Genomic DNA, 11,435 nt, shown 5'->3' with positions numbered 1-11,435 from the left:
CAGCCGCCCCCGGGCACCGGCGCCAGCGTGGTGTGGGTCGGTGACTTCGAGACCAACAGCCGCTCCCAGTGGAGCCACACGCAGATGGTGAGCGCGGACCGGCTGGCGGTGGTGAGCTCGCCCGCGCGGCAGGGCCGCTACGCCCTCAAGGCCACCGTGCGCAAGGGCGACGACCCCATCAACTCCAGCGGCAACCGCAACGAGCTGGTGCGCATGACGCGCGAGGCCACGGGCTCCGAGTACTACTACCGCTTCAGCACCATGTTCGACTCGAGCTTCCCCAGCGCGAAGACGTGGCAGCTCTTCACCCAGTGGCACCACGAGGGCAACTCCGGTTCGCCCCCGGTGGAGTTCTACGTCTACGGCGAGGAGATTCGCCTCAACATCGGCGGCAACCCGGGCACCATCGTCTGGCGCACGCCGCTGGTTCGCGGCCGCTGGCTGGACTTCATCTTCCACGTGAAGTGGTCGCCGGACTCCAAGGTGGGCTTCGTGGAGCTGTACCTGGACGGCAAGGTGGTGCTGCCCAAGCGCTACATCGCCACGCAGTACAAGGGTCAGCTCAACTACCTGAAGGTCGGCCTGTACCGGAATGACACCATCAGCCCCGTGGGCATCGTCTACCACGACGGTTGGACCATGGCCCGCAAGCTGGAAGACGTCATCAGCCCGACGGCGGTCCTCAAGGCCCCGTAGCGACTGACGGGCAGCCAACACCCCTGCCCCCACCCGGGCCGGAGGTCGCGTCCCCACGCGGCCCCGGCCCGGAGTAGTTTCCGGGGCATGTCCCACAGTCTCCTCGTCGTTCACGTCCAGGTCCACGTCAAGCAGGAGCACGTGGACGCCTTCCACCAGGCCACGCTCGCCAATGCGCGCGAAAGCGTGAAGGAGCCTGGCATTGCCCGCTTCGACGTCCTGCAGGACGCCGAGGACCCCACGCGCTTCGTGCTGGTGGAGGCGTACCGGACGCCGCAGGCCCCCGCCGCGCACAAGGAGACGGCGCACTACCTCACCTGGCGCGACACCGTGGCGCCGATGATGGCGGAGCCCCGCACCAGCCGGAAGTTCGTCAACCGCTTCCCCGAAGACGCCGGGTGGTGACGGACGTGAGCGCTTCTTCCTCGTTCGAGTTCGCCACCGCCACCCGCGTCCTCTTCGGCCCGGGCCGCCTGGCTGAGGCACCCGAGATCATTCGCGGCCTCGGGGGCTCCCGGGTGCTGCTCGTCACCGGCGCCAATCCCACACGCGCGCGGCCCCTCCACGACGCATTGGAGCGCCTGGGCCTGGGGGTGACTGTCTTCTCCGTGGACGGCGAGCCCACCGTGGAGCGTGCTCGTGAAGGCACCGCGCGCGTCGCGGAAGCGGGCTGCGATGTGGTGGTGGCCCTGGGCGGAGGCAGCGCGCTGGATGCGGGCAAGGCCATTGCCGCGCTCGCCGCCAACGGGGGCGACCCGCTGGACTACCTGGAAGTCATTGGCCGGGGCCAGCCGCTCACCCGCCCGTCGCTGCCCTTCATGGCCATCCCCACCACGGCCGGCACCGGCTCCGAGGTGACGCGCAACGCGGTGCTGGGCTCGAAGGACGCGAAGGCGAAGGCCAGCCTGCGCAGTCCACACATGCTGCCGCGCGTGGCGCTGGTGGACCCGGACCTGCTCACGGGGGCGCCCGCCGCCGTGCTTGCCTCCAGTGGCATGGACGCGCTGTCGCAGCTCATCGAGCCCTTCCTCTCCGCGCGCGCCAACCCGCTGACGGACGCGCTGGCACGCGAGGGCCTGCGAAGGTCGGCCCGCTCGCTGCGGCGCGCGGTGCTGGACGGTCCGGATGCGCCCGCCCGCGAGGACCTGGCCCTGGCCAGTCTCTTCGGCGGTCTGTGTCTGGCCAATGCTGGCCTGGGCGCGGTGCACGGATTCGCTGCGCCCCTCGGAGGCATGTTCGAAGCGCCCCACGGCGCGGTGTGCGCGGCATTGCTGCCCGCGGTGCTGGACGTCAACCTGCGCGCGCTGCGGGCCCGTGCGCCAACGCATCCATCACTGCCCCGGGTGCAGGAGTTGGCAGCGCTGCTGACGGGGCGGGTGGATGCAAGGGCCGAGGACGCCGTCACGTGGGTGGACGAACTTCGCGCGGCGCTGGGCGTGCCGGGGCTGGGACGCTACGGGCTGACGGAGGCCCAGGTGCCCGCGCTGGTCGCGAAGGCCAAGGAGGCCAGCAGCATGAAGGCCAATCCCCTGGTGCTGACGGACGCGGAGCTGGCGGAAATCGCCAGCCGGTCGCTCTAAGCAGACGGGTGACACTTCGGCTGATGGTGTCACCCCGCAGAGCCAAATACTAACGTCCAACACAAGACACATGCCCCGCACATGCAGACGCACCAGGCATGAGCCTCGGACATTTGCACTCACAACACCCCAAGTGCTAACAACCAAGGCCATGCCAATGAACTAACCCAGGGGCCCAGTCATGCTGCAGGTGACCAACTCCACGCCATTCGAGGTCGGTATCGACCTTTTTCCGGATCCGCGCGGGGTCGACACGCTGTACGTGGCAATGAAAGGCACATTCGACCTCCGGCCGCCTGTGCGAAGCCTCGCCGTGGCCGAGAAGCAGGTGCCGATCCGGGTGTCCGATGTCCCCTGGAACGAAGAGGCCGCATCGAGCTTGCGCCAGGCAGGCGAGCGACATCCATGCAAGACATCCACGGATGTCCTGCTCGTCGGTAACGCACATGCGCCTCGGGGCAAGGCCGTATCGGAGTTGGATGTCCAACTCACTGTCGGCAGGCTGACCAAGGCCATCCGCGTCTTTGGAGATCGCTCCTGGCGCGCAGGGGTCTGGGGGCCCCGCATTTCCTCTCCCGAGCCCTTTCTGACCATGCCACTCACCTACGAGCGTGCCTTTGGCGGAACCCATGTCACGCCCTCAGGCAAATCGCTGTTCGTGGCACGTAATCCGGTGGGACGAGGCTTTCGCGGGCAACGCGGCATGTCGGAGTTGGTCGGACTGCCTCTCCCGAATTTGGAGGATCCACGCCGTCCGGTCGCCGAAGCAGGAGATCGCGCGGAACCCGCCTGCTTCGCGCCCATTGCGCCCTCCTGGTCACCACGCAAGGAATACGTTGGGACGTACGACGAGACATGGCGCAAGCGCCGCGCCCCCTTCCTTCCGGCCGACTTCGACGAGCGCTTCTTCCAAGTCGCCTCCTCGGACCTGATTGCCCCAGCCTTCTTGAAGGGCGGTGAGACCGTTTCCATCCTGCATGCGCTAAAGGAACGCGTGTGCCAATTCACCCTGCCACTCTGTGAGCCCGCCATCCGAGTCGACGTCGCAGGCAAGCAGGAAACGCCGCGAGCCAGCCTTGAGACGGTACTCATCGAGCCAGATGAGCACCGCGTGTGCATGCTCTGGCGTGCAGCTGTTCCGTGCGACAAGAAGGTGCTTCAGGTCCGGCACGTCGTGGCCCGTCTGAACAAGCTGCAATTGGAACCGTAGGGCGTGGAGCATGGGCATGGAACGCGACGGCGCCTGGATTCACTCAGTGGGAATGACGACGCCAGTCGGGCTCAGGGCCGCAGCGAGTGCCACCGCCATTCGCGCGGGGATCAGCCGGCTCCGCGAGCATGACTTCATCAACCGTCAGGGACGCCCGATGATCCTCGCCTCCCTGCCTGACGAGGCGTTGCCGGCCCTCGTTCCGGAACTGGCTGCCCAGCACTCGCTCACATCACGGCAGGCCCGCATGCTCCGGCTCGCCACCCATGCACTGCAGGAGGCTGCCGCCCCCCTCAAGGAGGAGCCACTGCCCTTGCTCCTTGCGAGCCCCGAGCCCACTCCCGGGCGGCAAGGGCCCCTGGATGCTCAATTTCTTCAACGGCTCTCACTTCAAACGGGTATTCGCTTCGCCGCGGGAACGAGCCGCCTGTCGGCCCGCGGCAGGGCTGCGGGACTGGAATTGCTGAAGCCCGCCCTCGCCTTGCTGCAGAGCCGTACGGCGCGCGCGGTCCTGGTTGGGGGCGTCGACAGCCATGTGGACGCTGGAGTGCTCGGCATTCTGGACCAGGAGGGACGGGTTCATGCGGAGGAAGTTTTGGATGGCTTCGTACCAGGTGAAGGCGCTGGGTTTCTCTTGCTGTCCGCGCAGAAAATCCTCCCTAACTCCAGGGCCATAGCCCACGTGTCCGCTCCGGGCCTGGGAGAGGAACAGGGACATCGGTATAGCGAACAGCCATATCTGGGCGATGGACTGGCAGATGCTGTCCGCGCCGCTGTCGAGGGGGCCTCTGGCCTTCCGATTCGAACCGTGTTCGCGAGCTTGAACGGTGAGAGCTTCGGGGCAAAAGAATGGGGCGTGGCGTTCATCCGCAACCGAGAGGCCCTGCACCCGGAACTGCGCATGGAGCACCCCGCGGATTGCTTCGGAGACCTCGGGGCGGCGACTGGCCCGGTCCTCGTTGGACTCGCGGCGCTCGGGCTGAAGAGAGGCCACCTGCCCGGGCCATGCCTTGCTTGGTGTTCTTCCGAAACGGCTCCGCGCGCCGCCACCCTCGTCAGCAGGGGACCCATGCCGTCATAGGGGAAAAGCCAATGCCAAGTTCAGTCTTCGTCAATTTCAGAGGCGTGGTGCATCAGGGGAGCGGAGGCATGAACACGGTCTTCCCTGACGTATGCAAGACGCCAACGCCCTCCGGCCCCGTCCCCATTCCATACCCGAACATTGGCAAGTCGAGCGATACGGCGAAGGGCCCCAAATCCGTCGTGGTCGAGGGAAAAATGCCCATGGTCAAGGGCGCGAAGTACAGCCTCACCGCGGGCGATGAAGCCGGTTCAGCAGGAGGAGTCGTGAGTGGCTCGACCAAGGGCGAGGCGGAATTCATGCTCTATTCCTTCGACGTGAAGTTCGAGGGCAAGAACGTGTGTCGCATGGGTGATCCCCTCTTCCACAACAAGAAGAACATCATGGGTTGAGACCCACCATGCCCAATCAATTTGATGGTGCCACCGGGATTGCCGCGAAGCAGGCCGACGAGGAAAAGGCCCCAGACAAGAAGAAGTGCAAGTGGTCCAACTGCGAGGGACACGAGAAGGACCTCGACGCGGAGTACAACCCGAAAGGAACGGGGAACGTGTCGCGCCAGGGCCAAAAGTTACGGGACACCCTGCACGGGAAGAACCTGGAACCATGGGCCAAGGGAGGTCATGGCGAAACCAACGTCCGCAAGATGTACCTGGACCAGCGCAAGGATGGCACCATCACGCTCAAAGCGGAGACGCATCCCTATCGGGTCGAGGCCCATCACATCCTGCCTGTCGAGCAGTTGGACAGTACCTCGACCTTGAAGGACAACGCCGTCCTCGCTGGATGGGACATCAACGGCGTTTCCAACGGAATGCTCCTGCCCAAAGACGAGGCGGACGTCGCGCTCCACCTCCTGCAGCAGCACAACGGCAGCCATCCTGGCGCATACACCTCCCCCATCGCGGATCTCTTGGATGACATCGAGAACGCGTACGCAGAGGTCTGCCAGGGCAAAGAAGATGTCGCATTACAACTCGCCCTTTCAGAGCAGTTGATGCAAGCTTCGCTGTTCGTCCAGACTCGGATCCTGGGCATCCGACAACAAGCCAGTGGCGTGGAGTTCTGGGGGCTGCACTTGAACTCGCTGTCAGTCTATACCAGTGCGGTTCGCACCCTGGAGGATCGGCGGCAACGCTATATGGAGCAGCAGCGACAGCAGATCCTCAACAACACGCAACGCATCGCCTCAAAGGGAGTCTGATGTACCACGTCATTCGCTATGGGCCCGCCGAAGACAACGCAGCGAGCCTGTACCTGGATCCCATTCCCGGATTCGAAAAGAAGAAGGTGTCATTCATGAGCGGCGCCCGACTGGGCCCTCTGCCTCCCCTGACCGCGCGAAAACGCGTGGGCGCCGAGGGAGACATGGTGGACTACATGAGCGCGTCTCCCGCCACCCTGGTCTTTTCCCCCCGCTTCCGCGAGGCCCTGGAATCAGCCGGAGTCGACAACGTCGATTACTACCCGCTGACGCTCATCGACGAGGCATCGGGCAAGAAGACGTCCGGCCATCAGGCGGCCAATGTCGTCGGCCTGATTGACTGCATGAACCGGGAGACGTCGGTCTTCACGCCCATGGCCGGCTTCCCAGCGGAGCCCCTGGGCAAGAACACCATCTTCGAATTGAAGGAGCTGCATTTGGCCCCCCAGAAAGTCCAGGGGGCGAAGCTGTTCAGGCTCTTCGGGAAGCCGTCCGTCCTCATCGTCCACGAGTCGGTCAAGGAAGTGCTTCAGAAGTCAGGCATGCGGGGGTTCCAGTTCAAACCCGCTGAAGGCTACGCGGGCGTCTGACAAGCGGTCGCGAGGCAAGTCCCCAAAGCAGGAGAGAAGCCGATGCGCGCAAAGACTGGTGAAACGGTTCCGTTCGTCGGAGATGCGAAAGAGCCGCGTGTCGACTCCCGGGGGCCTCGGTTCGGCTGGCTCGTGGGCCTGGATGGAGAGGGAAATCCACAGGTGGACTTCGAGGGAAATACGGCGGGTCCCCTTTCCGCGCGCACCATCATCCCCATGAGCCACAAGGTACTGGCGGACGCCACCGCGCGAAGGCCAGGGGCGGTCCTGCTTTTCGAGCAGGATGACCTGTCGCGGCCGGTGCTCATCGGGTTGCTTCAACCGGCGTCCACCTCGCCCTTGGTCGAGGCATTGCTTTCGGGAGCAGCCGCCTCTGAATCCGCCTTGGATGCCCATGTAGATGGCCGGCGAGTCGTCCTGGAGGGGAAAGAGGAGGTCGTGCTCCGGTGTGGCGAAGCCACCATCACGCTGCAGCGCAATGGGAAGGTCGTCATCCGGGGTACCATGGTCGAAACCCACGCCACAGGCACCAATCGCATCAAGGGCGCTTCGGTGAAGGTCAACTAGGTGTCCATGATTCTCTGGGACATCCTCGAAGAGCATCTCAACGAAGCGGCCTTTCTCTGGGGACAGTGGGAACGTTCGCTACGCTCGCCTCGGTACGTGCTGCGAGAGGTCATCGACGGGCCTGAGGAGCGATTGCAGGCGCACGTGGAAGGCCTGTGCGAGGGCGGAGCGCTCGCCGTCGAGCGGCTACTGCGACCCGCGCTCGAAGAAGAGGAGGCTGGCCTCTTTTGTACCGCCGCCTTCACCTTGCTGTCGGATTCGACGGCGGCGCATCTCGACACGCTGCTGGATGACTTTGACGAGGCTTCGGAGCAGCGACAGTCCTGCATCCGCCGCGTGCTGGAACTGGGAGGGGGCGAGGCCCTCACGGCACGGATGGAGAAGATATTGACGGAAGGCACGGCCCCCGCGTCCGTACTTGCCACCGCACTCGATGCCGTGAGCCTCCGGCAGCCGCATCCCCGTGTCGAACTGAAACCGTTCTTGTCCAGCGCAGTCCCCCGGCTCCAGGCCGCCGCTCTGCGCGCGGTGGGCCGCTGGCTGTCGCCACTCGACACTGCGGCGATGGCGCGCTCCCTGGACTCGCCCGACGCGACAGTCCGCGACGCCGCGCTCGTCGCGGGGCTGTTGCTGGGCCGACGGGCTGCATGGAGCGCCTGCAGGCACTTCGTCGATGCCCGCACACCGGCCATGGCGCGAGCTGCGCTCCTGGTGGCGATGGGAGGCCAACCCAAGGACATCGAGATGCTGACGCAGGCGCTGGGTACGCCCGGACTCCAGGGGGACGTACTCCGGGCACTGGGCACCAGTGGGAGTCCGGCGGCCGTCGAGGCCTGCCTCCCCCTCTTGCGCAATCCGAAAGTGGCACACCTCGCGGCGGAAGCCATCGCCACCATCACCGGACTGGTCGTGGAAGGACCCTTCCGTCGGGAGGAACCAGACAATGAGGGGGATGAGGACGATGCCCCGCTCGTCCCGGCGCCCGAGGATGAGCTGCCATTCCCTGACCACGAGGCCGTTGAGGCGTGGTGGAAGGAGCAGCGAAAGCGCTTCGTGCCGGGCACGCGATATCTACACGGACAACCGATGACCGCCGCACTGATGCTGGAAGCACTGCAGCAGGCGCCCATGTTACGGCGGCCTGCCCTTGCTCTGAATGTCGCCATTCGCAGCAAGGGGGCCGTCCGACTGAATCCCGATGGCTTCGCCCAGGAGCAATGGGCGCAGGTCTCGCGGCTGCGCCCAGCTTCCGTTTCCCACCCCTCCCAGCCCTTCTCCGACTTCGCTCAGACCTTGTAGAGCAGGTCCATGTACTTCTTGAGCAGGTCGCTCACCAACCCACGGAAGGGCACGGAGGCGGCCATGCCGTACACGGGCGCCATCGTCCCCTTCGCGCTGGGGTGGGACTTCACGTAGTCCACGGCGTCGCGCAGGTCGACCAGGAACTGGTCCGCGACGCCGGGCTGCGTGTGGCGCAGCGTGACGCACAGGTGGACGGCGGACGGTTTGTGCAGGCCGTTGAGGTTCCACCCGTGCTCGCTCATCCGCTCCATCACCTGGAAGATGTCCACGGACTCCGAACCGAAGGCGATGACGAACAGCGGGTCCCCCAGCACGTGCAGCTCGGGGATGTCACGAATGCCCTTCTTGATGGCCGCCGCCGTCTCCAGGATGCTCCGGGTCGCGTCCAGGTAGCCCTGCTCCCCCGTGCTCACCAGCGCGGCCCACGCCGAGGCGATGAGCGCCCCGGGCCGGCTGCCAGAGAAGGTGGGCGAGAAGTAGATGCCACCCGGCCAGTCCGTCGCCGTGAAGTACTGGTGCGAGCGCAGCTCCGTGCCGCGATACAGCACCACCGACGAGCCCTTGGCCGCGTAGCCGAACTTGTGCGTGTCCACGGACATGGACGTCACGCCTGGCAGCCGGAAGTCGAAGGGCGGCACGTCGTAGCCCAGCTTCATGGCGAAGGGCAGCACGAAGCCCCCCAGGCACGCGTCGGTGTGGAAGCCGATGCGCTTCTTGCGCGCAATCTCGGACAGCGCCTCGATGGGGTCGATGACACCGTGCGGAAAGCCCGGCGCGGAGCCGATAATGACGATGGTGTTGCGGTTCACCGCCTTGCGCATGGCGGCCACGTCCGCGCGGTAGTCCGGGCCCACCGGCACCCGCACCATCTTGATGCCGAAGTAGTGCGCCGCCTTGTCAAAGGCCGGGTGCGCGCTGGCGGGCGCCACCATCTCCGGCTTGCTGATGCCCTTCGTCTCCCGGGCCCAGTCCCGGTACGTCTTCATCGCCAGCATGATGCTCTCGGTGCCGCCGGACGACATGGCCCCGCAGATGCGCGCCTCCTCCGGCTGGCCCGCGTTCGCCACGTCCGCGCCGAGCATGCTGGCCGTCATCGCCACCACCTCCGCCTCGAACTTCGTGGCGCTGGGCCACAGGTCGGCGTGCAGCGGGTTGCTCTGCGAATGCAGCGCGTAGACGCGGTTGAGGAACGCGATGTGCTCCGCGTCACCGTTGTACACGCCTCCGGACACGCGGCCCTCCCGCCAGCGGTACTCCTCCTGCGACTCTAGGGCCTGGAGCTCACGCAGCACGTCCTCGCGCGGGCGCCCCGTCGGCGGCAGGTGGTCGAACGACTGCATCTTCCCGCGGTAGGGCTTGAGGCCGCTCTCCAGTTCGGACAGCAGCGAGCCCGTCTCCCGGTTGAGCAGGCCCTTCACACCCGGAACAGCCTTGAGATAGCGCTCCGCCGCGGAAAGCAGCCTCGGTGGAACGTGGTTGAGCAGGCTCAGCGCCTTCAAGTCTGGAAGTGCCATGGCGAACTCCTAGGGGTTCAGGCGCTTCGCGCGCGATTGAGCCGCGCGAAGATGGCCTTGTTGTGTTTGTAGATGTTGACGAACTCGCGAAACAGCTCGTCGTAGAGCGCCGCGTTCTTCGAATCCGGATGAAAGGTGCGGGCGACCGGCACGAGCGAGGGAATCTCCTCCACCGTCAGCTTCCCCAGCGCCACCGCGGCCTGGAACGCTGCGCCTCGTGCGTTGGCGAGCACCGGCTCATCCACCTGCTGCACCGCGCGGCCCAGCACGTCCGCGTGAATCTGGCACCACAGCGCGGAGCGTGCCCCGCCGCCGATGATTCGCAGCGAGTCCAACCGCCGGCCCACGAACTGCTCCACATAGGTGAAGAGCCAGCGCGAGTTGTAGGCCACGCCCTCCATCACCGCCCGGACCATGTGCGCCCGCGTCGTCTTCAGGGACTGGTTGAAGAAGCCGCCGCGCAGTGACTTGTCGTCCACCGGGCTCCGCTCGCCGTTGAGCCAGGGCAGGAAGATGAGCTGGTCGCTGCCCGCGGGGACGGTGCTCGCCTGCGCCTCCATCACCCGGTAGAGGTCCGGCGCGTCACCATCCATGTCCGCCCCCGCATCCCGGCCATACAGAATGTTGTCCTTGAGGAAGGTGAGGCAGATGCCGGCGGACTCCTGCTCGTTGACCAGCAAGTAGCGCCCGGGCAAGGCAGACGGCAGGGATGCCATCTGGTGGAAGAGGTCCGTCTTCTTATAGGGCACGTGGCAGCACAGCCACGACGAGGTCCCCACGCACAGGTGGGGCTCGAAGTCTCCCACCGCGCCAGAACCCACGGCGGCGGCGAGGATGTCCGGCGCGCCCGTCACCACCTGAACGTCCTCGCGCAGGCCCAGCTCGCTCGCGGCCTGCGCCTGGAGCGGCCCCAGCACCGAGGAGGCGGGGACCAGGTCCGGGAGCTTCTCCCGCTCGAGCCCCGCCATCTTCAGCAGCCGGTCGTCATAGGCGATGCGGCCCAGCGCGCGGTTGTCCGTCACCCAGTGCAGGGTGATGGAGTCATACGAGGCGGCGCAGCGGCCGCTCAGCTTCAGGTTGAGCCAGTCCTTCGGCTCCAGGAACTTGTACGTCCGGCGGTACACGTCCGGGCGCTCGCGCCGCAGGTAGAGGATGTGGCCCACCGGGTCCTTGCCCGACAGGCTGGGCACTCCGCCCGACAGGCGAATCCACGTCATCAGGCGGCGGACGTCGTAGCCCTCCACGGAGAGGAAGCCGCCCACCGCGCGCTTCACGTCCGGCGCGCCGCGCGAGTCCATCCAGATGAGCGCGGGGCACACGGGCGTTCCGGACGCGTCCACCGCGACGGTGCCGGACCACTGCGAGCTGCAGTTGACGCCGATGACGTCCTCCGCGCGCACGGCCCCGGAGGCCAGCAGGCGCCGCGTCGCCAGGACGATGGCGCGCCACCACGCATCCGGCTGCTGCTCGGCGCCCCCATCCGGGAGCAGGGACAGCTCCAGCGGTTCCACGTCACCGCCCAGAATCCGTCCCCTCAGCGTGACGGCCGCCACCTTGACGGCGGACGTCCCGAGGTCAATGGCCAGGATGGCCTGCTCACCTGCGTGGGACACACTTCCCTCCATGCCGGGCGTCAAGACAGACCGGGCGGGCGACTGCCGCGGCGGCCGAGTCTAGGAAACGAATGCGTG

Annotated in this window: 12 protein-coding genes; 10 read left to right on the top strand and 2 right to left on the bottom strand. The window is 66.3% G+C overall.

Annotated features, from left to right (window positions below; all coding sequences use genetic code 11):
* The 10 genes from FMP39_RS19600 to FMP39_RS19555 form a co-directional block, all read left to right on the top strand.
* Window positions 1–696: polysaccharide lyase (locus tag FMP39_RS19600; RefSeq protein ID WP_194858477.1), on the top strand; the 696-nt coding region annotated here is incomplete at its 5' end.
* A gap of 87 nt (window positions 697–783) precedes the next feature.
* Entirely contained in the window at window positions 784–1,101 is a 318-nt protein-coding gene (locus FMP39_RS19595; protein WP_090492690.1) for an antibiotic biosynthesis monooxygenase, read from the top strand.
* A complete protein-coding gene (locus FMP39_RS19590) occupies window positions 1,095–2,276 on the top strand; it encodes an iron-containing alcohol dehydrogenase (RefSeq protein ID WP_141591850.1) in 1,182 nt (393 codons plus the stop codon). Before FMP39_RS19595 ends, FMP39_RS19590 begins: the two co-directional genes overlap by 7 nt.
* A 181-nt stretch (window positions 2,277–2,457) precedes the next feature.
* Window positions 2,458–3,486: a DUF2169 domain-containing protein gene (locus FMP39_RS19585; RefSeq protein ID WP_141591849.1), complete on the top strand. Its 1,029-nt coding sequence runs from the start codon at window positions 2,458–2,460 to the stop codon at window positions 3,484–3,486.
* 16 nt (window positions 3,487–3,502) lie between these two features.
* Complete coding sequence (locus FMP39_RS19580) at window positions 3,503–4,567, top strand: beta-ketoacyl synthase N-terminal-like domain-containing protein (protein WP_141591848.1); 1,065 nt, start codon at window positions 3,503–3,505, stop codon at window positions 4,565–4,567.
* A 68-nt stretch (window positions 4,568–4,635) separates the two neighbouring features.
* Window positions 4,636–4,959 (top strand): DUF4150 domain-containing protein, encoded by a 324-nt coding sequence (locus FMP39_RS19575; protein ID WP_228559531.1) that lies wholly within the window; start codon window positions 4,636–4,638, stop codon window positions 4,957–4,959.
* 8 nt (window positions 4,960–4,967) lie between these two features.
* Window positions 4,968–5,771, top strand: a complete 804-nt coding sequence (locus FMP39_RS19570) for an AHH domain-containing protein (protein ID WP_141591847.1) — start codon at window positions 4,968–4,970, stop codon at window positions 5,769–5,771.
* 95 nt (window positions 5,772–5,866) lie between these two features.
* On the top strand, window positions 5,867–6,361 hold the full coding sequence (locus FMP39_RS19565) for a DUF1629 domain-containing protein (protein ID WP_194858476.1): 495 nt from the start codon (window positions 5,867–5,869) through the stop codon (window positions 6,359–6,361).
* Between the two features lie 42 nt (window positions 6,362–6,403).
* On the top strand, window positions 6,404–6,928 hold the full coding sequence (locus FMP39_RS19560; protein WP_141591845.1) for a DUF6484 domain-containing protein: 525 nt from the start codon (window positions 6,404–6,406) through the stop codon (window positions 6,926–6,928).
* 6 nt (window positions 6,929–6,934) lie between these two features.
* Entirely contained in the window at window positions 6,935–8,227 is a 1,293-nt protein-coding gene (locus FMP39_RS19555) for a TIGR02270 family protein (protein WP_141591844.1), read from the top strand.
* Here FMP39_RS19555 and FMP39_RS19550 read toward each other — a convergent pair.
* Together FMP39_RS19550 and FMP39_RS19545 are read right to left on the bottom strand one after the other, a co-directional pair.
* Window positions 8,215–9,744 carry an aminotransferase class V-fold PLP-dependent enzyme gene (locus FMP39_RS19550; protein WP_141591843.1) on the bottom strand — a complete coding sequence of 510 codons (1,530 nt, stop codon included), beginning with the start codon at window positions 9,742–9,744 and terminating at the stop codon, window positions 8,215–8,217. The two genes, FMP39_RS19555 and FMP39_RS19550, sit on opposite strands and share 13 nt — an antisense overlap.
* 17 nt (window positions 9,745–9,761) lie before the next feature.
* The gene (locus FMP39_RS19545; RefSeq protein ID WP_141591842.1) at window positions 9,762–11,369 is read right to left on the bottom strand and encodes an FGGY-family carbohydrate kinase; all 1,608 of its coding nucleotides are present in this window, start codon (window positions 11,367–11,369) and stop codon (window positions 9,762–9,764) included.
* Between the last annotated feature and the right edge of the window lie 66 nt (window positions 11,370–11,435).

The organism is Myxococcus sp. AB056 (assembly GCF_006547365.1).
Lineage (GTDB): Bacteria > Myxococcota > Myxococcia > Myxococcales > Myxococcaceae > Myxococcus > Myxococcus virescens.
The sequence above is the reverse complement of the archived record's forward strand: the minus strand, read 5'-3'. Positions and strand labels throughout refer to the sequence as shown.

Coding starts and splice junctions, on each gene's coding strand:
- FMP39_RS19595 (WP_090492690.1), top strand. CDS start 784: ATGTCCCACAGTCTCCTCGTCGTTCACGTCCAGGTCCACGTCAAGCAG.
- FMP39_RS19585 (WP_141591849.1), top strand. CDS start 2,458: ATGCTGCAGGTGACCAACTCCACGCCATTCGAGGTCGGTATCGACCTT.
- FMP39_RS19580 (WP_141591848.1), top strand. CDS start 3,503: ATGGAACGCGACGGCGCCTGGATTCACTCAGTGGGAATGACGACGCCA.
- FMP39_RS19575 (WP_228559531.1), top strand. CDS start 4,636: ATGAACACGGTCTTCCCTGACGTATGCAAGACGCCAACGCCCTCCGGC.
- FMP39_RS19570 (WP_141591847.1), top strand. CDS start 4,968: ATGCCCAATCAATTTGATGGTGCCACCGGGATTGCCGCGAAGCAGGCC.
- FMP39_RS19565 (WP_194858476.1), top strand. CDS start 5,867: ATGAGCGGCGCCCGACTGGGCCCTCTGCCTCCCCTGACCGCGCGAAAA.
- FMP39_RS19560 (WP_141591845.1), top strand. CDS start 6,404: ATGCGCGCAAAGACTGGTGAAACGGTTCCGTTCGTCGGAGATGCGAAA.
- FMP39_RS19555 (WP_141591844.1), top strand. CDS start 6,935: ATGATTCTCTGGGACATCCTCGAAGAGCATCTCAACGAAGCGGCCTTT.
- FMP39_RS19550 (WP_141591843.1), bottom strand. CDS start 9,744: ATGGCACTTCCAGACTTGAAGGCGCTGAGCCTGCTCAACCACGTTCCA.
- FMP39_RS19545 (WP_141591842.1), bottom strand. CDS start 11,369: ATGGAGGGAAGTGTGTCCCACGCAGGTGAGCAGGCCATCCTGGCCATT.